Source organism: Malikia granosa (assembly GCF_002980595.1).
Taxonomy (GTDB): Bacteria; Pseudomonadota; Gammaproteobacteria; order Burkholderiales; family Burkholderiaceae_C; genus Malikia; species Malikia granosa.
This window is the reverse complement of sequence record NZ_PVLQ01000088.1, coordinates 1-18,044: the sequence shown is the minus strand read 5'-3', so window position 1 is coordinate 18,044 and position 18,044 is coordinate 1. Positions and strand designations below refer to the sequence as shown.

The 18,044-nt window shown below is 62.9% G+C and carries 24 protein-coding genes; 15 read left to right on the top strand and 9 right to left on the bottom strand.

Annotated features, from left to right (window positions below; genetic code table 11):
- Positions 1-82 precede the first annotated feature (82 nt).
- The 5 genes from C6P64_RS15955 to C6P64_RS15940 all read right to left on the bottom strand — a co-directional run bounded on the left by C6P64_RS15955 (position 83) and on the right by C6P64_RS15940 (position 1,947).
- Entirely contained in the window at positions 83-952 is an 870-nt protein-coding gene (locus C6P64_RS15955) for a hypothetical protein (RefSeq protein ID WP_105749529.1), read from the bottom strand.
- Positions 949-1,101, bottom strand: coding sequence for a hypothetical protein (locus C6P64_RS18270; protein WP_170073129.1), 153 nt, complete (start codon positions 1,099-1,101; stop codon positions 949-951). Before C6P64_RS18270 ends, C6P64_RS15955 begins: the two co-directional genes overlap by 4 nt.
- Positions 1,098-1,304: a hypothetical protein gene (locus tag C6P64_RS15950; RefSeq protein WP_105749528.1), complete on the bottom strand. Its 207-nt coding sequence runs from the start codon at positions 1,302-1,304 to the stop codon at positions 1,098-1,100. The genes C6P64_RS18270 and C6P64_RS15950 overlap by 4 nt, the downstream gene beginning before the upstream one ends.
- Before the next feature lie 224 nt (positions 1,305-1,528).
- Complete coding sequence (locus C6P64_RS15945; protein WP_105749527.1) at positions 1,529-1,738, bottom strand: hypothetical protein; 210 nt, start codon at positions 1,736-1,738, stop codon at positions 1,529-1,531.
- Positions 1,735-1,947, bottom strand: coding sequence for a hypothetical protein (locus C6P64_RS15940; RefSeq protein ID WP_105749526.1), 213 nt, complete (start codon positions 1,945-1,947; stop codon positions 1,735-1,737). The genes C6P64_RS15945 and C6P64_RS15940 overlap by 4 nt, the downstream gene beginning before the upstream one ends.
- Before the next feature lie 150 nt (positions 1,948-2,097).
- Here C6P64_RS15940 and C6P64_RS15935 point away from each other — a divergent pair, with 150 nt between their 5' ends.
- Positions 2,098-2,610: a hypothetical protein gene (locus C6P64_RS15935; protein WP_105749525.1), complete on the top strand. Its 513-nt coding sequence runs from the start codon at positions 2,098-2,100 to the stop codon at positions 2,608-2,610.
- A gap of 809 nt (positions 2,611-3,419) precedes the next feature.
- Complete coding sequence (locus C6P64_RS15930) at positions 3,420-4,361, top strand: DNA cytosine methyltransferase (protein ID WP_105749524.1); 942 nt, start codon at positions 3,420-3,422, stop codon at positions 4,359-4,361.
- On the opposite strand, the gene C6P64_RS15925 is transcribed toward C6P64_RS15930, so the two are convergent.
- The 3 genes from C6P64_RS15925 to C6P64_RS18020 all read right to left on the bottom strand — a co-directional run bounded on the left by C6P64_RS15925 (position 4,358) and on the right by C6P64_RS18020 (position 7,352).
- A complete protein-coding gene (locus C6P64_RS15925; protein WP_105749523.1) occupies positions 4,358-5,347 on the bottom strand; it encodes a hypothetical protein in 990 nt (329 codons plus the stop codon). The two genes, C6P64_RS15930 and C6P64_RS15925, sit on opposite strands and share 4 nt — an antisense overlap.
- Entirely contained in the window at positions 5,340-6,476 is a 1,137-nt protein-coding gene (locus tag C6P64_RS15920) for a ParB N-terminal domain-containing protein (RefSeq protein ID WP_105749522.1), read from the bottom strand. The genes C6P64_RS15925 and C6P64_RS15920 overlap by 8 nt, the downstream gene beginning before the upstream one ends.
- 99 nt (positions 6,477-6,575) lie before the next feature.
- Positions 6,576-7,352: a LexA family transcriptional regulator gene (locus C6P64_RS18020; RefSeq protein ID WP_146115950.1), complete on the bottom strand. Its 777-nt coding sequence runs from the start codon at positions 7,350-7,352 to the stop codon at positions 6,576-6,578.
- A 79-nt stretch (positions 7,353-7,431) separates the two neighbouring features.
- On the opposite strand from C6P64_RS18020, the gene C6P64_RS15910 reads away from it, so the two are divergent.
- Positions 7,432-7,701: a transcriptional regulator gene (locus tag C6P64_RS15910; protein ID WP_105749520.1), complete on the top strand. Its 270-nt coding sequence runs from the start codon at positions 7,432-7,434 to the stop codon at positions 7,699-7,701.
- A gap of 176 nt (positions 7,702-7,877) precedes the next feature.
- On the opposite strand, the gene C6P64_RS15905 is transcribed toward C6P64_RS15910, so the two are convergent.
- Positions 7,878-8,243: a DUF2513 domain-containing protein gene (locus C6P64_RS15905; RefSeq protein WP_105749519.1), complete on the bottom strand. Its 366-nt coding sequence runs from the start codon at positions 8,241-8,243 to the stop codon at positions 7,878-7,880.
- Between the two features lie 279 nt (positions 8,244-8,522).
- On the opposite strand from C6P64_RS15905, the gene C6P64_RS15900 reads away from it, so the two are divergent.
- The 12 genes from C6P64_RS15900 (at position 8,523) to C6P64_RS15845 (ending at position 18,003) form a co-directional block, all read left to right on the top strand.
- Positions 8,523-9,023 (top strand): phage regulatory CII family protein, encoded by a 501-nt coding sequence (locus C6P64_RS15900; RefSeq protein ID WP_105749518.1) that lies wholly within the window; start codon positions 8,523-8,525, stop codon positions 9,021-9,023.
- Between the two features lie 8 nt (positions 9,024-9,031).
- Positions 9,032-9,367 carry a hypothetical protein gene (locus C6P64_RS15895; RefSeq protein WP_105749517.1) on the top strand — a complete coding sequence of 112 codons (336 nt, stop codon included), beginning with the start codon at positions 9,032-9,034 and terminating at the stop codon, positions 9,365-9,367.
- Positions 9,364-9,624 (top strand): hypothetical protein, encoded by a 261-nt coding sequence (locus C6P64_RS15890; RefSeq protein WP_105749516.1) that lies wholly within the window; start codon positions 9,364-9,366, stop codon positions 9,622-9,624. Before C6P64_RS15895 ends, C6P64_RS15890 begins: the two co-directional genes overlap by 4 nt.
- On the top strand, positions 9,621-10,847 hold the full coding sequence (locus C6P64_RS15885; RefSeq protein ID WP_105749515.1) for a DUF1376 domain-containing protein: 1,227 nt from the start codon (positions 9,621-9,623) through the stop codon (positions 10,845-10,847). Before C6P64_RS15890 ends, C6P64_RS15885 begins: the two co-directional genes overlap by 4 nt.
- Complete coding sequence (locus tag C6P64_RS15880; protein ID WP_105749514.1) at positions 10,844-11,062, top strand: hypothetical protein; 219 nt, start codon at positions 10,844-10,846, stop codon at positions 11,060-11,062. The genes C6P64_RS15885 and C6P64_RS15880 overlap by 4 nt, the downstream gene beginning before the upstream one ends.
- Positions 11,063-11,066: 4 nt before the next feature.
- Positions 11,067-11,828: a hypothetical protein gene (locus C6P64_RS15875; protein ID WP_105749513.1), complete on the top strand. Its 762-nt coding sequence runs from the start codon at positions 11,067-11,069 to the stop codon at positions 11,826-11,828.
- Positions 11,829-11,925: 97 nt separating this feature from the next.
- Complete coding sequence (locus C6P64_RS15870; RefSeq protein ID WP_245911763.1) at positions 11,926-12,480, top strand: hypothetical protein; 555 nt, start codon at positions 11,926-11,928, stop codon at positions 12,478-12,480.
- Positions 12,480-14,516: a phage terminase large subunit family protein gene (locus C6P64_RS15865; protein ID WP_105749512.1), complete on the top strand. Its 2,037-nt coding sequence runs from the start codon at positions 12,480-12,482 to the stop codon at positions 14,514-14,516. Before C6P64_RS15870 ends, C6P64_RS15865 begins: the two co-directional genes overlap by 1 nt.
- Positions 14,500-14,838, top strand: coding sequence for a Mor transcription activator family protein (locus tag C6P64_RS15860; RefSeq protein ID WP_170073128.1), 339 nt, complete (start codon positions 14,500-14,502; stop codon positions 14,836-14,838). The genes C6P64_RS15865 and C6P64_RS15860 overlap by 17 nt, the downstream gene beginning before the upstream one ends.
- Before the next feature lie 182 nt (positions 14,839-15,020).
- Entirely contained in the window at positions 15,021-15,296 is a 276-nt protein-coding gene (locus C6P64_RS18365; RefSeq protein WP_211296868.1) for a hypothetical protein, read from the top strand.
- Between the two features lie 123 nt (positions 15,297-15,419).
- On the top strand, positions 15,420-16,604 hold the full coding sequence (gene iteA, locus C6P64_RS15850; RefSeq protein WP_245911762.1) for an anti-phage ATPase IteA: 1,185 nt from the start codon (positions 15,420-15,422) through the stop codon (positions 16,602-16,604).
- Complete coding sequence (locus C6P64_RS15845; RefSeq protein WP_105749510.1) at positions 16,549-18,003, top strand: S8 family peptidase; 1,455 nt, start codon at positions 16,549-16,551, stop codon at positions 18,001-18,003. Before iteA ends, C6P64_RS15845 begins: the two co-directional genes overlap by 56 nt.
- Positions 18,004-18,044: the final 41 nt, after the last annotated feature.

Sequence of the window (18,044 nt, the reverse complement as noted above, 5' to 3'; positions counted from 1 at the left end):
CGCGCTGGGGCGGACTGGTGAAATGTTGTAGGGAGCTAGACTCGGGCCGCAGCCCAGTCGCTGAGCGTGTTGATATGGGGTGTCATGGCGTTTCGTGCTCCGGCCTGTCACGCGCCTTGGCGCGCAGTGCCGGGGGGCGCTTCGGCGGAATCTGGCTGCTTGCCTGGTCGACGCCAGGGCGCTTTGCGGGCCGTTCCGCCGTCTGCGGCGTGGGTGTTGACGGGCTGCTGCCTGGGTGCTGGCTGATCGCCTCTGCCGGTGTCGGGCCAGTGCGACCTGCTGCCCACAGCTGCCCCGCCGCGCTCATCAGCACCAGGCCCATGACGCCGATCAGCAGCGAACGTGCAGCAGCCAGCGCGGTGGCGCCGGACTCGCCCAGCACGCCGGTCAGCGTCGGGCGGATGCCGCTGTTCAGCGTGGCCAGCTCGGATTCAAGCGCCTGCAGCCGCTGCTGGCCAGCCAGCGAATCGCGCAGCGCGGCGGCGCCCAGGTGTTGACGCCAGCCGTTGGTCGATTCGGATTGGCGCGCGCCGTTGCTGCGCAACTGCTCGAGCGTGGCGCGCTGGCTGTCGATCGCAGCGCGCAGGCCGGCAGCGTGCGAGGTCTGTGCAGACGTCGCCATCACGCTGCTGTGCTCGAGCGCGCGCTGTGCAGCGAACATTGACATGCACTCGAACGCCAGCAGGGCCAGGCCAAGCCACATCAGCCGGCGGCGCAGGCCAGCGAAGGCCGCCACCGGCAGCAGCGCGGCCAGTCCGACCGCGACATGTTCGGTCGCAACCATCAACCAGCCGGCCAGCAGCAGCGGCGCGCGCACCGTGGCGTCTGGTTCCAGACGGTCAAGGCCCAAGGCAAAGAACCAGCCGTTGACCACCGCGCAAGCCAGCCCCAGCAGCAGGGCCAGGGCGGCCAAGGCGCGCAGGGTCGCCGGCGGCACGGGTAGGCTGTTCATGGCTGGGATACCTGGGGGATGTGCGGTGCCAGGACAAGCGCGATGCCGATGCCTGCCGACACCAGCACGACCAGGAAGGCGGTATAGCCGGTCAAGGCGGATGCGATCGACTGCAGGCGGCGTGCGCTGCGCAGCAGGCCACGATTCACGCTGCAACCTCCGCGTCTTCCACGCGCTCGACCGACTCGATCGCGCAGCCAGTGATTGCTGCGGCGGAACGCAGCGCGTGCTCGGCGCTGCCGGCTTTGACTTGGATGACGGGTAGCACGCCGGATTCGGACAGCTGGGTGCCACCGTAGGCGTCCCGTGGGTGGTAGGTGCAGCGGTAGCTGCGGGCAGGCGTGACATTCATGGGTGACTCCTGGGGTGGGTAGAAAAAAAGCCCGCCAGTGCGTCGTGGCAGCTGGCGGGCAAATCCCCGTCGTGGCGACAGGGCAGGGAGGTTGGATCGGTGGTGGATGCACCACCCGGGAAACGCCCTGGCGGAACACATATCTCCGCCTGCTGGCCCATCCAGCCGGTCGGCGCCAGGGCATTTCCTGGGTGGTCCCCGTCTCTCCGGGGTGTCTGGGCTGGTCAGGTGGCCGTTTCGGGCTCGGTGGCCTGCGTGGCCGATTCCACGGCCTGGCCGGCTGCCAGCAACTTGACCAGGTCGTCCTGGCTGGCGGCCTGGATATCGAAGCGCGATTGCGCCACATGACGGATAGCCTGTGCCTGGCTGGACGCGCGGATCAGGCGCTTGGCCTGGGATTCCTGGTCGGTGACCACGTAGATGCGGGTGCTCATGCGCGCCCCTCCAGGGCATCCTTCGGTCGCCACAGCTCCAAGGCATCCTCCTGCCACCACTGTTCGACGGCGCGACCATCGGCGCACTTGTAGCGCACCAGGTAGTTGTTGGAGCTGTTGGTGTATTCGGCCCGGCCAATAACCTGTCCGCGCTCACCGGATGCCGTGATCACCACGTCATCGTCCAGTTGATAAAGAAGTCGATTCATTTCGTGCTGGTCTCTACTGGTTGAAAAACCCGAGCACCCTCGTTGGAAAACGCTCGGGTTTTGCCCGTCTTTCCGGGCTGTCACCCATCTTTCAAGCGCTTCCAAGGGGGCGCTGTATCCTTTGGTTTGTCACAACTGAAAGGAAGTTTGATGCTTGACCGTGAACTGCAGCTGAAAATCCTGCAGACCCTTGCTGCTGCCTACCCAGAGGGGGTTTACAACCTGACGACAGCCATGCAGGCCGTCACCGCTGATGAACGGGCTCTACTGATCAACTCGCGCTACCTGGATGGACACGGCCTGGTCGTCAGCGGATTTCGTCGCCGAAAGATGCTCGGCGACAACGGCTTTTACGATATGCACGAGCACCTCATCACCCCGGCTGGCCTGGACTTCCTGGCCGATGACGGTGGTCTGACGGCTATCCTGGGCGTCGTGACGGTGCGCTTCGATGCGGCTCAGTGGGCCGAGCTGCTGGCCTCCAAGGTCGAAGCGCTGGAATCCGTCAACCCCGAAGAGCGCTCTCGCGTTGCGCAAGCGCTGCGCAGTCTTCCGGCGAAGGCCATTGAAAAAGTGTCCGAAAAGCTGCTGGATTGGGCGGTGGATCATGCGGAGGACGCATGGCCGCTACTGTGTAGGTGGTTAGGCCCGCTCGCTGCGTGACACAGCGACGCAGCAGCAGGTAGCCGAGGATCGGGTCGCTGTCGCGCTCGTGCTTGCCATCGGCCAGCAGCGGCAGCCACAGTTCATCCTCAAAGGTCGGAAGATCCACCAGCAGCGCAATGCCTGGCCGCCCCAGCAGCATGGCGCGCGCTGTCACGGGGATCGGGAACGTGATGCTCATGCGAGTTCTTTCTGGTTGAAAACCCCAGCCCCCTGATCCAAGGCGCTCGGGTTTTCGGCCTGCCGGTTTCGCCCTTCGCCCCTCGGCGTGTGTTGCAACGCCTACTGGGCTACCCGGTGCGACCTGTCAGGCCTGGTGCCCAGGATTACCCGCCATCCTGGGCGTCCACAGGCTCTTCGAACTTCCTGTGCGACTGGCGTCCTTTGCAGGACAGCCTCGCCATGCGGCACGCGCAGGATCGCTACGTGTGTGCCGGGCTCATGGCTTGGCTGTTTTCGGCCCTTCATCCGCTGGCCGGTGTGTGGGAGCGGGGCCTCATCTCACGACTGCGCCCAAGTAATCCCGTCTGTTCTGTGACTTGTGAAAGATCCGCTGCATGCCGCTGGGCCTGCCGGGCTGCACGTCGATCCGTTGGCCCTTGCCGCTCGCTTTCGCTGCGGCATGGAGTGAAATATAGCCGGGCTATCCAAAAAAGTAAATAGCCGGGCTAAAATATTTCACATACCGGCCTGATCCAGGGCTGTGCGCAGGGTCGGACACCGGCGGCACGGGGCTGACGGGCGGGGCCGGTAAAATGGAGGACGATGATGGAAACAATGAAGACATACCGCACCACGCGAGGCAGCCCATGAAGGCGGTCTCCTTGTTTTCGGGTTGCGGTGGCTCGGACGCCGGCGTGATCGCGGCCGGCTTTGATGTGGTGATGGCCAACGACAAGCTGGCCTACGCCAAGGATGTGTATCTGGCCAACCACGCCGCAACCGACTACCGGCTTAACGATGTAGCAAAAATCGAAACTTTCCCGGATGCAGAGTTGCTGGTGGGTTGCTACCCTTGCCAGGGCTTTAGCCAGGGCGGGGTGCGCGAGGCCTCACGCTCGATCAACACGCTGTACTTGGAGTTCGCCCGAGCGCTCCATGCTATCCGCCCCAAGGCCTTTGTGGTGGAAAACGTCTCGGGCATGGTGCGCAAGAACTTTGCCCACCTGCTGCAGGACCAGTTCAAGGTCTTCACCGACGCCGGTTACCAGGTCAAGGCCCAGGTGCTCAATGCTGCCGATTACGGCGTGGCGCAAGACCGCAAGCGCATTTTGATCGTGGGTGTGCGAAACGACCTGGGCGTCGAGTACCACTTTCCCGAGCCGACTCATGGACCGGGCTGCGAGCAGCCGCACGTCACGATCCGGGATGCGATCGGCGACCTGCCTGCCTGGCCTGAGGGCGAGTTCTACGCCCGCGAGTTCCACTGGTACTACCTAAGCCGTGATCGCCGCAGGGCGTGGGACGAGGTCTCCAAGACCATCGTGGCCAACCCGCGTCATGTCCCCCTGCACCCCATGAGCCCCAGGCTCATCAAGCAGGAGCACAACGTCTGGAGTTTCGAGACTGATGCGCCAGCGCGCCGCTTCAGTTACCGCGAGGCGGCCAGGCTACAGGGCTTTGCGCATGACTTCGTGTTTCCCGACACGCCTGCCGGAAGTCTGGACATGCGCTACAAGGTGATTGGTAACGCCGTGCCACCGCCTTTGTTCGAGGCGGTGGTGAAAGCGTTGCCCGACGTGTGGGGTTAAGTCGCCGCAACGGCGTTTGTTTGGGTCGCTTCAGCTACAAATTCCCACTTGGGCAGCTTGCTCCAAGATTTAAGCTTGTCGAAAAGTCTCAAAAGCCGAACCCGATCGACCATGATCGTTCGCTTAACATGTGACTCTCGCTGCCATTGTTTGTCGCTTTGCATCAAATCGTGTGGAATAAAGCAATAAGCGGCACCAGGGTGTTGTGGATGGATGTGGGCTTCTGTTGAAGCTGGTGTCACATCGAGCTGTTTGCTTTCCCAGTCGGTTGGGGAGCACGCACACTGACCAAAGATGACGGGAATATTCCCGCGCCGGTCGCCCATGTTTTGCCAAGCAACGACGTCGATGCCGCCGTCACCAGTGTCCCTGGGGTCATAGTCATTTTGATTTTTTAACAGAACCCCTTCAATGTCGGCGGCAAATGCCTGCAGTTTTTGATACAGGGTTCCGGTATAGGCATTTGGCAACGTCTGGTGTGCACCGAAAGGGCGGACCTCCCAGAGCTCGTTGAGCGACTGTCGCAGCCAGTGGTAGGCGATTTCCTCGAAAGCAGCGCTTACCTCGCCGGCACGTTTATCGTGGCAAAGCCTCATGGACGAAGCGATCAGCAACGTTGCATAGAGTTGGTGCGCGTCGTTGTCGTGGTCGAACTTGCTGCGCAGAGTGTTACCGTCGAGCTCGAAAGGCCAGCCTGGAAACGATTTTTCGCGCACCAGAAGTCGCTGGCGAATGTCATCCCACTTGGCTGATACCTTGTCATTGAGCATGTCGGGTCCGGGGTCGGCATCCCCCTCGTCTGGCGCGTCTTCAGAGTCAAAGTCTGCCTGCACGTCTTCAGACTCCTGTACCTGTGCCTGCAGGTTGCCTCTGGACACCATGCCATTGCGGCTGGACAGGCAGAGCAGCTCGACATAGTCTGCCCATAAAAATGAATACGAGTGGCGCGGCACTACGTCCAGCGGCAGCAACAAAGGGTCAGCCATTGTGGTCGACCTCTATGTCTATGAGCTGCGCCCGTTTCTTCTTGTCGTTCTGACGAATTGTTTTTTGCACCAGCAGCAGCAGGTTTCCTGCTTTTTCCTCTATGCGTTCAAGGATGGCTTCGTGCGATGTGTCCAGAGCAACGTCCCCTCCAAGCAGTCCCATGCAGTTCGTGAGATCGCCCTCGATGGAGTTGAGTAGCTTTGTGAATGTCTCGACCGGTCCATTGGTGAATACATAGGCTTGGTCCAGGTCGCGGTTCTTGCGAAGTTCCACAAGCGCTCGCTCCGAGCCCATGACAGCCGCCAGGTACTTGAGTCTTCTGGACTCACCGAGTACGGTTTCGCCACTCTCGTTTTGCGCAAACATCCATGCCAAAAGTTCCTTGGCATGCCCGTCGTTGACATTTTCCACATTCACCGCATCCCGACTTGTCAAGTTGATGAATTTGACGATATTGGAATACGATAACGCGGTGGTCAATAGGGAGAAGCTGATGTCAGATTCGTCAACGCGCTGCAGGTCATAGAACTTCGCAGTCCGGGCGCGCTCGTACAAGTTGAGCGCCGTGAGTAGCTGAGCCACATAGTCACGGCGGCTGCCAATGTCACGCGCCACGGCGCGCAACTGGTCTTCTAGGGAGCGGTCTGAATAAAAGTTTCTGACCAAGTCCGCAAGGTAGCGTGCTTTGGATAACGGCTCCCAGCGACGCGGACCTGAAATATGGCGAAAACCTAGGTACTTGAGTACGTCGCGTCGCTGTGGAAACAGAAAGCAATCGACTTCGCCTGGTTTTTCCTTGGCTTGCTCCACTGCGTCGACCAGTGTCCTAGTCATGAGGTGCTTTGGGATTAACCCGTTGAGCACCCGCAAAGCTGCCAGTCGTCGATTGCCTTCCACGACGATATAACGCCCGCTGTCAGCCGGATTCGGGGCCACCAGCAGTGGCTCACCCGGGAAAAAACCCTGGTTGCCGATGGAGCCGACAAGTTCATCTATGTTCTCCAGCTCAATCATGCGCTGGATTGCCGCTTCGTCAATGCTCCCGCCCATTTCGACATCCAAAAACCGAGGGTTCTCAGGGTCGAAGTCCAACAGTTCAACGTTGGGCTTGATCGCCTTGGGCTTCATTTTAAAAATCCTTTCACCATCAGGCAGGCCTTGACCCGGCCGCAGATGGTCAATTTTTCCATTTGTTTAGCATTCACGCGCTGTTCTCTTGCCGGTTCGTTAGCCCTTGCGCAGCGACCACCATGCCAGGACCTTGCCGCAGATGGTGATGGTGTCGCCTTCCTTGGCCAGATCGTAACGCTCCTCATCGGGAAACTCGGTCTGGTTCTCGCTCCGCAGCACCAGCGTGCCGTTGGCCAGGATCAGCGCCTTCTTCAGCAGCAGCCGGCCGGCCACGTGGACCACATAGATGCCGGGCGCGTCGATCACGCGTTGCGCCACGTCCACGAACACCAGGTCTCGGTGGTTGATCGCCGGCCACATGCTGCGGCCCTTGGCGGTCAGCACCTTGACGCGTTGCGCGTCCACGCTACCCACTTCCTCGCGCACCCAGCGCTCCAGAACATCGAGGTGCTGGACCACCTGCTCCAGTTCATCCACCACGGCGCCGTGGCCCATGGACGGCTGGGCCGACAGGTGCTCCAGACGGATGTAGCCCTCGGGAGGCCCTGCCTGTTCGTTCGTTGCCGGCACGACGGCATCGCTGGCTGCGGGCGTCGGTGTGGCAGGTGGTAGTTGACGAGCCAGGATAGGGCTTATGTCAGCCACCTCAACGCCGAGGCCTTTGGCGAACTTGATCGCTGCAGCCAGGCCGAGTGACCTTTTTCCCGTTAGGTACTGCGACATCATGCCTGGCGATCCGATGCCCCAGCGTGAGCCGAAGTCCTTCTGTGAAAGACCGGCCTTTTCATCAAATAGCCGCTTCAGGCGCTGAATGTCTTCCTGCTCACTATCTGTGAGGTTGGACGCCCTGAACTGAGTCTCGCTTTTGGTCATGGCTGAAATATAGCGGTGCTATTAAAAAGAGTATTTAGCCGGGCTTCCTTTTAATGTGTAGCCGGGCTATACTTCGGTCATGAACCTCAAGACCTACCTGTCCGAACACAAGCAGGTGGACCTCGCGCGGAAGCTGGGCGTCACCCAGGGCGCAGTCCACCAGTGGGCTGTCGGCCTGTCTCGGCCGTCTGCCGAGCGCAGCATCGAGATCGAGAAAGCCACCTCCGGTGCGGTGAGCTGCGAAGAGCTGCGCCCTGACGTGGACTGGGCCTACTTGCGCGGCACGGCCGCCATCGTGGCGACCGTCGGGCGCGATATTGAAACGGCCACGGCCGGGCAGGGGGCGTGATGTCTGACCCCACTCTCGAACAGCAACTGGTGAAGTTGGTCCAATCCTGGCTCCGGGCAGCTGGCTCTGATATCCGGTTCCGTGATCGGATTGGCTTTGTGCACCACCTGGCCAGCAACCCTCCCGTGCTGCACGGCGTGCAGGCCTGTGCGGTAGAGCTGCTGACCGTGTTGGAGTCACATCCCGAGGGTCGGAAGGCCCTGCCGGATCTCGCTGGTCAGCCAGTCCTTCAGCAGCCCAAAAGTGAATGAGGCGCTGGGTTTGATGACTGTCGCCTTGGCTTTGGACCATAGCCCCTCGTCGCGTGCTGCGTCGAGAAAGTCGCAGCCTTGCCATGTCAATCGATTGACCATCGCGAAGTCTCCCTCTCCGCTCAGGCGAGTCGGAACGATGGCTTCTACCAGGCCAGCTTCCTTCATCCAGACGACATGCTGCGCGAATGTTGCAGGTTCCACGTCCTCGAGTCCATCCAGTGTTTGTCCGCTTTCCAGTTCCTCTGTAGCGAAAGCGATGCGGCGTATCAAGTCCATGTCCCGTTTCATGGGTTGGTCCTTCGGTAACGGTGTTCAGTGTGATAACTGCCATCGTAGCCGACTGTACCGGCCCGCCCCCATGCGCGTACCTCACGCCCGCCCCAGTTTCCACCACGCTGGTCCGGCTGTCCGGGCTGACCTGTCCTGCCTCCATTCCGCCGCGCCATCCTCCCGGGCGCACGCGGTCAAGGTTGGGTCGGTGGCTTTATCTTCCTTGGTCGACGTCATGCCTGCCAGTGTGCGGCCCGGCCTCGATATCAGCAACGTCCTCCTTCAGGAGTTCCGGACATGAATGCACTGGATGCGCTGCGGCGCATGGTCGACAACTATCCCGGCGGCCGTCCCGCCGTCGCGCTGCGCCTGGGCAAGACCGACGAGGTGCTGCGCAAGGAGCTCAACGGCTCGCCCACCCACAAGCTGGGCCTGGTCGATGCTGTGACCATCGCGCAGCTGTGCGCCGAGGTCGAGAGCCCGAACGCGCAGGCGCTGGCTCACTGCGTGGCCGCCGAGAGCCGTGGTCGCTTCATGTCGGACCTCGCAGTGCCGCATGTGGCCTCGACCAGCGTGGTGAGCGGCTTGTCGGCCCATGTGCATGAGGCTGGCCAACTGGTCGGCGCCGTGCTCGATTCGATGACCGATGGCTTCGTGAGCGACAACGAGCTGCGCTCGATCGAGCGCGAGTCCACCGACCTGGTCATGACGATGCAGTCACTGCTCGAGTCTTGCCGGGCCAACAACCTGGCCGGCAAGCCGGCGCATCTGCGTCGCCAGCCTGATATCCACCCGTGAGGCCTGCCATGCATACCCCCACCACCGTCACCAGTCGCGACATCCAGTCCGACAACTTCAAGGCCATGTCGGCAGCCCAGCTCAGCCGGCAAGAGCAACTGGTCATGAACGCCGTGCGCCTGGGCCACGCGCGCCGTCGCCGCGACCTGACCAACAACGAGATCTGCCTGCTCATGGAAGAGCAGCTCGGTCGCCGTGTGTCGGCCAACCAGATCAGCGGGCGCATCACCTCGCTGGTCGCCGGCCGCCATCTGGCGCGCGGCGAGCGTCGCGCCTGCACCGTGACGGGCGGCAGCGCTCTGCCGGTCTATGCGGTCGCGCGCCAGGTGGAGCTGATCCGATGACCCACATGATCACTGCCGCCGCCATGGCTGAACTCGAGGAGCGGTGCATGCACGAGTTCTTCGAGTTGGCCCTCAGCAACGCCATGGTCGAAAACCTCTGCCTGACGATCGCCTTCCTGGTCGAGCGCCTGGGCGGCCTGGACCGTGTGCCCTACATCTACCACCACGCTGCCACCGAGGCCGTCGCTGCTGTCGACGTGCTGGCTGTGCGCGATATCCAGTGGTTCCCCGACGCCGACATCGGGAGCCGTACATGAGCGATACCCCCATGAAACCCCTGGCCCCCGCGGATTGCGATCTGCGTGACTTCGCCTTCCTGCAGCTTGACGTGCGCCGTCTGCTGACCTCTGAAACCTGGATCCTTGGCACCGGTGACGAGCGTGCCGCCGCCATGACGCTGTGGCTGGAAAGCTGGCACCAGGTGCCGGCCGCCAGCGTGCCCAACAACGACCGCATGCTGGCCCACCTGTCGCAGGCTGGCGCCAACTGGCCGCAGGTCAAGCAGCATGCCCTGCGCGGCTGGGTCGATGGTGGCGATGGCCGTCTCTATCACCCCGTCGTCGCCGAGAAGGCGCTGGCTGCCTGGATCGAGAAGCTGCACACCTCGATATCGGGCCTGCTGGGCAATGCGCGGCGCTGGGGCATCAAGGTGGATACCCGCGAGCAACAAGCCAAGCTGGTCGAGGCGATCGAGCGCCTGCGGGAGATTGCCCCGCAGCACCCGGCTCTCAAGAAGAAGCTGGCCGTCCAGATTGCCACTCGTCACCTGGCTGATCGGGGTGCAACAGAACAGCCATCGCCCCCCGATTCGGGTAGCGATCGCAAGAGAGAGGGAGAGGGAGATAGAGAAAGAGATAACCCCCCTTACCCCCCTGCGGGGGTTGTGGGGGTTGCGCCTGGCGGCGCCGAGGGCGGGGTGTTTTCCAGCCTTGAGGGCTATGTGGACCTCGACGACCTGGTCGAGGCTGACGAATCCTGCGCCGACCTGGCCGCCCAGGACGCAGCGGATGCCGTGCCCGCTGTCGCGGCCGTCAACGATTCGAGCACCGACGACACCCCCGAGGAGGTCGTCTGCTCGGCCATGACCGCCGTCGGCATCCCGGACGCCAGGCCGGGCGATGCCCGACTGCGCGCCTTGCTGCGGGCCGGCGCCGACCTTGACGAGTTCGTCAACGCGGCCTATCGCGCCCTGGAGCAGGGCAAGGGCTTCCCTTACGCCGTCGGCATAGTCGCCGGTGAGCGGCGCCGCGCTGCCGAGCTGGCCGGGCAGCTGCATGCCGGCGCGCTGCCGACGCAGGCCAAGGCCGCACGCCCGACTTTTGCCCAGGCTCAGTCCGACCTCGTCCGCAGCACCGTGCCTGGCCGTGCTGGCAAGGACCCGGCCCTCAAGCGCATCGAGGCCGATGCTGCCCGGGCCGCACCCATGCCGCCCCACATCCGGGCCCAGATCGACGCCATGCGCGGGAGGGTCGCCGCATGAGCCTGGGCCGTGACCTGATGACCGGAGCCGGCGGCCGTGCGCGCGGCGACATGAGTGCCGCCTTCGGCTACGACCATGCCCGCCGCCTGGTGCATCGCGCCGACGTGCTGCGCCTGCCGGTCAACCGCGATGAGCTGAGCATCGCCAGGCGTCTGATCGCCGGAGCCGACCTGGGCAGCAAACCGACTGTGTCGCCTTACAGGCGAGGGGAGTAAGCGAATGATCAAGATCGAAGTGACTGGGCTCAAGGGGCTGCAAGCGCAGTTCAAGGATTTCAGCGAGCGCCGCATGAATGCCGCGCTTGCTACCGGCCTGACTCTTGCTGCAAAGCGTGTGTCGCAGGATTGGCAAGGTCAGATCAACGACAAGATCGACAAGCCCGTGGCGCGTACCCGTTCGGCCTCGATGTTCAGGGGGGCGTCAGCTAACAACTTGGTTGCCGAGGTCAAGCTCAAGGACCGGATGGCCGGCCTGGCTCCGGCCGCCTACCTGGCGCCGCAAGAGCTTGCCGGCAGCCGTCTGGTGAAGAAGTTCGAGCGCTCCCTGATCGCGTCGGGTGCCATGCCGCGCGGCTATATCACCGTCCCCGGCAAGCATGCGCAGCGCGACAGCTACGGTAACGTCTCGCGCGCGCTGATCATTGCCGTCATCTCGCAGCTGGGCAAGGATTTTTCGCCGGGCTACCAGCATGTCATCAGCAAGAACGCTGACAAGCGACTGGCCTCGCAGGCCAAGCGCGGCCGGCGCTATATCGTCGTCAGACCCAACGCCTCTCGCGTCAGTCCTGGCATCTATGAGCGCATGGGCGACGGCTCGCTCAAGGCAGTCTTCCTGTTCCACAAGGACGCGACCTACAGCAAGCGACTGTCGTTGATCGAACGCGCCCAGCAGCTGGGCAATGCCGTCGCCGTCGAGGAAATAGACCAGGCCTTGAAGAAGTCGTTGATCCGAATGCAGCAGACCCGAGGGGGCGGGGCATGAGGCGGCACCCCCATCACGGGTCCTCCCAGGCTCCGGCCAGGGCGGGTTCATTCAGCCGCGTGTTCGGACTGTTGCATGGCGCGCCTAAGGGGGTTAAGTGAAGATCATCCCCGTTTTGGACCAGACGGTTTCCCAGGCTGAATTTGCCCAGATGATCGGCGTCAGCGAGGCCCGCGTCAGCCAGCTGGTGAGCGAGGGCATCATCGTGCGCGGCGACACCGCCCATGAATGGCTGATCGGCTACTGCGAGCGCCTGCGCGACCAGGCGGCCGGCCGCGCGGGCAGCGAGAGCGGTGGGCTCGACCTGGTGCAGGAGCGGGCCGCCCTGGCGCGCGAGCAGCGCATTGCCCAGGCGCTCAAGAACGACGTCGCCCGAGGCGAGTTTGCGCCGGTCGGCTTGCTGACCGATGTGCTGGCCACAGCCGGCGCGGCGGTGGTCGATCGCTTCGAGCAGCTCGACGGCGCGCTGCGCAAGGCCTGCCCGGACCTGCCCGACGAGGCGCGCACCACGATCATGACCGTCATCGCCAGCGCGCGCAACGAGTGGATCCGCTCGACCGCGCAGCTGGTGGACCGCAGCCTGGACGATCTGCTGGCCGAGCAGGCCGACGACGACCAGCTCGACGGCTTCACGATGGATGACCAGGACTGATGCTGCATCGTCGCACCGCTGCCGCGATCAAGGCCGCCGCCCGGCTGGGGATGGACAGCCTGCGCGCCGACGTGCCGCAGCGCCTGAGCGACTGGGCGGCGCAGCACTTCGAGCTGGCGGGCGAGTCCAGCCACCAGAAGGGCGCCTGGGAGGCCTGGGCCTTCCAGGTCGGGATGCTCGACTTCATGAGCGACGACCAGATCGAGGAGCTGGCCATCATGAAGTCCAAGCGCGTGGGCTACACCAAGATGGTCACCGCCTTCATCGCCTACAACATCGCGCACCGCCGGCGCAAGCAGGCGCTGTGGCAGCCGACCGACGACGACCGCGACAGCTACGTCAAGAGCGAGATCGAGCCCGTGCTCGACCTGGTCGAGGCGGTGCGAGTCATGCGCAAGCAGGGCCGGGGCGTCGAGGACACCATCAAGCTCAAGCAGTTTCGCGGTTCGGTGCTGCACCTGCTGGGCGGCAAGGCGGCGCGCGCGTACCGCCGCATCACGGTCGCGGTGGCGATCCTGGACGAGTGGGACGGCTTCGATCAGCAGGTCGAGAAGTCGGGCGACCCGGGTGGCTTGGCCAAGGGCCGCCTCGAGGGCGCGCCGTACCCGAAGTTCGTCGGCGGCACCACGCCGCGCATCAAGGGCCTGAGCCATGTCGAGCGCGCCGCCGACAACGCCGACGGCATGGTGCGCTTCCACATCGATTGCCCGCACTGCGGTGCCGACCACCCGCTGCTGTGGGGCGGCAAGGACAAGCCGCACGGCTTCAAGTGGGAGCGCGGCCAACCCGACACGGTGCGCCACGTCTGCCCGCACTGCCATGGCAGCATCACCCAGGCCGACTACCTCAAGGGCGGCCAGCCCATGGCCGGGGCCTGGGTCTGCAGCAAGACCGGCAAGCGCTACGGCATCGACCGCGTCTGGCGCGACCAGGCCGGCATGCCGACGCGTCCGCCGCGCACCTTGGGTGTCCATGTCTGGGCGGCCTACAGCCCGCAGCGCAGCTGGCCGAGTATCGTGCTGGAGTTCGAGCAGGCGCTGGCCACGCTCGAGCGCGGCGACGTCGGCCCGATGCAGTTGTTCCGCAACGAGACGCTGGGCGAGACCTGGGAACTCAACGGCGAGCGCAGCGACGAGCACGCCCTGCAGGCTCGCGCCGAGGACTACCCGCTGTGTACCGTGCCTGCTGGCGGCCTGGTACTGACCGCCGGCATCGACGTCCAGCGCGACCGCTGGGAGATCGCCGTCTGGGCCTGGGGCAGGGGGCTGGAGTCGTGGGTGGTGGAGCACCACGTCATCGAGGGCAACCCCGCCAGCGAATCCGACTGGGAGCAGGTCACCACCTATCTGCAGCGCCGCTACACGCAGGCCTGGCACGGCGGCAGCCTGGGCATCAGCGCCATAAGCATCGATTCGTCCGACCAGACGCAGGCGGTCTACAACTGGGTGCGCCTGAACCAGACGCGCCTGCCGGCGTTGCGCCCGGTCAAGGGCTCGAGCGAGGAGCACAAGCCGGTGCTGGGCCCCAGCAGCAGCCAGGAAGTGAACTGGCGCGGCCAGAAATGGCCCAACGGCGTCAAGCTCTGGATCATCGGCGTGGACACGGCCAAGGACCTGCTGCTGGGCCAACTGGCGCTCGAGCAGCCGGGCCCCGGCTACGTGCACTTCAGCCGCGAACTGACCCGCGAGTGGTTCGAGCAGCTGACCGCCGAGCAGCGCATCCTGGCCAAGCACAAGGGCCGCGACATCTACAAGTGGGTCAAGCGCCGGCCGCGCAACGAAGTGCTGGACTGCCGCAACTACGCGCTGCACGCCGCCTTCGGCCTTGGCCTGCACAGCCACACCGACCGCCGCTGGCAGCAGATCGAGCAGGCAGTGCAGCCGCCGGCAGACCTGTTCAGCGCGCCGCAGCCGATTGCCCTGACCCAGGGCGTGAACGGGCAGATCGTACGCAAGCCGCTGGAGACCCCCGCGGCCCCCACCAGAAAACACACCCCACGCAACGATGAAGGATGGAGTTTTGACCGACGCGATTGATGACGGCGCCACGCTGCGCCATGACGTGACCTGCATCTTGATCGAGTGCCACCTAGATCGAGGTCTGCGCGAAGTCTTTCACCCGATGGCGACACGACAGGAGGTCGAGCGCCTGGCCGAGCTGATGGCGCGGCGGCTGGGCCCGCTGATCGGCGGGCGCTACGTGCCCAAGCGCGACGAGCGCACAGCCCGGGACAAGGCCGTCTGGCAGCGCTTCAACGGCCGCAACCATGCCGAGCTGATGCGGGAGTTCGGCATCAGCCGCCGGCTGCTGTACTCGATTCTGGCACGGCGGCGGGCGAGTTCTGTCCGAGCAAGCTGAGTGCCGGCGGAGAAAGTTCCCATGTATCAATGCGTATTTTGATGATAGACTGCATTGCAATATGCAAACTTTGCAGGTGATCTGGAGCGCAAGCCCCATGCCAAGCAACCGCCAACCGGCGGTTTTTTCATGCTTGTCGCACAAGCTGCCTGCATCCCGATGCACCACTAGGAGAAGAGCAGATGAAGTTGATGACGACCGCGCTGTTGACGGCCTTTATGCTGGGGACCATTTCGCCTGATGTCCTGGCCAGAGGCGGCCGTGGCGGCGGTAAGCGCAGCTACTCGAGCCACTCGTACAAGGCACCGTCGAAGAGTCGATCCGGCGGCAGTCGTCAGGCCTCGTCGGGCAGTTACGCCAGCGGCTCGCAGGCCGGCGACGGCACTTGCTACACCGGCCCGCGCGGCGGCACTTACACACTCACCCCCAGCGGGCGCAAGAACTACAACGGATGCTGACAGGCTTGTGCGAGCATATCGATAGAGTCAAACAGATACGCAAAAACTACAAACAAGTACCTTCTTAACGCGAACATTGCCCGCATAAAATCAAACGTTTTCTAGAAAATGGAGTTTGTGGGCATGGAACATCTTTCTGAAGTGCTGAAAATTCTTGACGGTGCGCTCAAGGCCAACGCCAGCATGGCTTCCAACTACGCTGGCTTGCTTGCCGACAAGCTTGAGCAGGAAGGTCAGCGCGCGCAGGCGCGCATGGTGCGCGAGCGCTTGGCGCGCGCTCCCATGGCGCTGGCCATGGCGCAAGATGCCAGCCGAGGCGTAAGCCTAGGCAAGCTGCCTGCAGACAACGACAGCAGGCTCAACACGGTGGATGTCAGCCTTCCCAGCGTAGAGGCGATGCACTTGGTGTTGCCCGACGCGATATCCGAACGACTGGATGACTTTGTGCGCGGCGTTCGACATCACGACCAGCTGGCAAGCGCTGGCGTGGCGATCCCGAACCGAATCCTCATTTATGGACTACCAGGTACAGGAAAAACGCAAACCGCACGCTGGATTGCCGCCACCTTGGGTTTACCGCTGCTGACCACGCGATGCGACACGCTGGTGAGCAGCTTGCTGGGGCAGACCAGCCGCAACTTGCGCCAAGTGTTCGACTATGCACAGCAAACCCCCTGCGTGCTCTTCTTAGACGAGTTCGACGCGTTGGCAGGAGCGCGTGGCAACGAGCGCGATGTGGGGGAGTTGCAGCGAGTAGTCATTGCCCTGCTGCAGAACATTGATGCTCTGCCTGACAGCACAGTACTGGTGGCCGCCACCAATCATGAACAGCTGCTAGACCCCGCCATCTGGCGACGGTTTGCGACTCACATACCCATGCCCTTGCCCGATGAGGCAATGCGGGAGGCCCTGTTTTCCCGTTGCCTGGGAGGATTTATCGCGCCCGACGTGGATCTGCGCAGTGTGGCCGTACTGGCAGACGGCGCCACTGGTGCGCTGATCGAGCAGGTTTGCATGGATGCCAAGCGCAACGCCATTTTGTCCGGTTCCAACACGGTGCAGCGCCTGGAGCTCTATCGCCGCTTGGGACTGGCACTTGCCCTGCAGATGGGCGAAAGACTGAGTACCAAGGAACAGGAAGTCCGGTGGCTGCGGCGCTGGGCAGAGTCTGAATTTTCACTGCGCGCGTTAAGCGCTTTATACGGGACCACGGTTCACGCCATGAGCCGAATCATCAAGGGAGACGTACAAGATGGCCAAAAAACCAAGACAAAGCAGCGCAAGCCAGCGCAGCGACCTGAAACCTAGCGCGGAAAACCCATTTATTCGGATTCCGTTTGACGGTGCAGACCTGCAAAGCTACATCAGCCCAGGAGGTGGAGCGAAAGTTCTGCCTGGTGTGGATGTTGATCGCACCTACCGTGCCACCCTGGGTGCTACCCTGGTTCGCAGCCAGCAGGCGGTAGAGCATGAATTGGTTCGGCATCAAGAGTCTTGGTCAACGCTCGTGTTGACGCTGCGTGACAAGGCCATTGCAAAAAGTCATCGTCCACTGCACCTGGCCGCGAAATGCGAGGCGTTGCTGGCGGGACATGCCAAACTCAACGAAATGCTGATTGGTGTCGATCGACTGCGCATAGACAAGCTGGCCAGGCTGATCGAAAGCGATGAAACCCAGAATACCAGGGCCAACCTGAGCACGATCATGCATTTCGCGCCCTGGAGTCGTGCGCGCCGGAATCCGGGTGGCACGGCCAGTCTGCGGAATGCGGGGCGCACGCTGCTGCAGCCCTTCTCCTACCATAACGCTGAGGAAAAGACCAAGGCCAACTGGCAGAACATTGAACGCTTGCTGAAGCGAGTCAATGCACGCTATCGCCACTTGTTGCACGACACGCAAGCTCCATTGCTGGAGCTGCTAGACATGGACCAGTGGACGGACGAAATGCTGGACACCCTGCTTAGCTACCCCGGATTGCGTCGTGCGGACCCCAGTCCTATGATCGCCGCCAGCAATCCCGGCAGTGCCATCAGTTTGGGAGTGCCTGCATTGACACCGATTGCTCCTCCGGATCAAGCATGGCCAGTGGTCGCGGTGTTTGATACAGGCGTAGCACCGGGGCATTCACAACTGGAGCCTTGGGTGGTTGGTCGTAATACCTTCGTACTTCCACCTGATACCGATCACGTACACGGTACTGCCGTGGCAAGTTTGGTAGTTGCAGGGCATCAGTTGAATGCGGGATTCCCCAGGAGCCCCTGCCGAGTGTTTGATGTAGCAGGGCTGGAGGTTGCAAAGTCATACATTTCTGATCTTATTGATCGTTTGAGAGATGCAGTTGACCAAACGCCTGATGTAAAGATATGGAATCTTTCGCTTGGGGCAGAAGTAGGCTGCAATGAACAGGAGTTCAGCGAGTTTGCCCAGGCGCTGGATGCTTTGTCAGCCAAGCATGGTGTTTTGTTTGTGGTCTCAGCAGGGAACTACACGGACATGCCACGACGCGGGTGGCCGGTGACTAAGCATTTGCAGGGTGATCGAATCTCCTCCCCAGGCGATTCTGTCACGGCACTCACGGTAGGGGCTTTGGCTCAAGCTGGGAATTATTCAACGATAGTTCAGGGTGGAGAGCCTGCTCCTTACAGCAGACGCGGTCCAGGTCGAGTGATTTCAAGGTGCCCGAGAGGCCTGAGCCAGTCTCTCTGACAATGTAGGTCTGCGACGACCACAGCCCCATGACCGGATGA

What these genes read in the sequence shown, in the direction of transcription:
- C6P64_RS15955 (WP_105749529.1), bottom strand. Translation starts at nt 952, where the DNA reads ATGAACAGCCTACCCGTGCCGCCGGCGACCCTGCGCGCCTTGGCCGCC.
- C6P64_RS15865 (WP_105749512.1), top strand. Translation starts at nt 12,480, where the DNA reads ATGCTGCATCGTCGCACCGCTGCCGCGATCAAGGCCGCCGCCCGGCTG.
- C6P64_RS15905 (WP_105749519.1), bottom strand. Translation starts at nt 8,243, where the DNA reads ATGAAACGGGACATGGACTTGATACGCCGCATCGCTTTCGCTACAGAG.
- C6P64_RS15910 (WP_105749520.1), top strand. Translation starts at nt 7,432, where the DNA reads ATGAACCTCAAGACCTACCTGTCCGAACACAAGCAGGTGGACCTCGCG.
- C6P64_RS15890 (WP_105749516.1), top strand. Translation starts at nt 9,364, where the DNA reads ATGACCCACATGATCACTGCCGCCGCCATGGCTGAACTCGAGGAGCGG.
- C6P64_RS15930 (WP_105749524.1), top strand. Translation starts at nt 3,420, where the DNA reads ATGAAGGCGGTCTCCTTGTTTTCGGGTTGCGGTGGCTCGGACGCCGGC.
- C6P64_RS15845 (WP_105749510.1), top strand. Translation starts at nt 16,549, where the DNA reads ATGGCCAAAAAACCAAGACAAAGCAGCGCAAGCCAGCGCAGCGACCTG.
- C6P64_RS15950 (WP_105749528.1), bottom strand. Translation starts at nt 1,304, where the DNA reads ATGAATGTCACGCCTGCCCGCAGCTACCGCTGCACCTACCACCCACGG.
- C6P64_RS15885 (WP_105749515.1), top strand. Translation starts at nt 9,621, where the DNA reads ATGAGCGATACCCCCATGAAACCCCTGGCCCCCGCGGATTGCGATCTG.
- C6P64_RS15945 (WP_105749527.1), bottom strand. Translation starts at nt 1,738, where the DNA reads ATGAGCACCCGCATCTACGTGGTCACCGACCAGGAATCCCAGGCCAAG.
- C6P64_RS18365 (WP_211296868.1), top strand. Translation starts at nt 15,021, where the DNA reads ATGAAGTTGATGACGACCGCGCTGTTGACGGCCTTTATGCTGGGGACC.
- C6P64_RS15940 (WP_105749526.1), bottom strand. Translation starts at nt 1,947, where the DNA reads ATGAATCGACTTCTTTATCAACTGGACGATGACGTGGTGATCACGGCA.
- C6P64_RS15925 (WP_105749523.1), bottom strand. Translation starts at nt 5,347, where the DNA reads ATGGCTGACCCTTTGTTGCTGCCGCTGGACGTAGTGCCGCGCCACTCG.
- C6P64_RS15935 (WP_105749525.1), top strand. Translation starts at nt 2,098, where the DNA reads ATGCTTGACCGTGAACTGCAGCTGAAAATCCTGCAGACCCTTGCTGCT.
- iteA (WP_245911762.1), top strand. Translation starts at nt 15,420, where the DNA reads ATGGAACATCTTTCTGAAGTGCTGAAAATTCTTGACGGTGCGCTCAAG.
- C6P64_RS15920 (WP_105749522.1), bottom strand. Translation starts at nt 6,476, where the DNA reads ATGAAGCCCAAGGCGATCAAGCCCAACGTTGAACTGTTGGACTTCGAC.
- C6P64_RS18020 (WP_146115950.1), bottom strand. Translation starts at nt 7,352, where the DNA reads ATGACCAAAAGCGAGACTCAGTTCAGGGCGTCCAACCTCACAGATAGT.
- C6P64_RS15900 (WP_105749518.1), top strand. Translation starts at nt 8,523, where the DNA reads ATGAATGCACTGGATGCGCTGCGGCGCATGGTCGACAACTATCCCGGC.
- C6P64_RS15895 (WP_105749517.1), top strand. Translation starts at nt 9,032, where the DNA reads ATGCATACCCCCACCACCGTCACCAGTCGCGACATCCAGTCCGACAAC.
- C6P64_RS15875 (WP_105749513.1), top strand. Translation starts at nt 11,067, where the DNA reads ATGATCAAGATCGAAGTGACTGGGCTCAAGGGGCTGCAAGCGCAGTTC.
- C6P64_RS15880 (WP_105749514.1), top strand. Translation starts at nt 10,844, where the DNA reads ATGAGCCTGGGCCGTGACCTGATGACCGGAGCCGGCGGCCGTGCGCGC.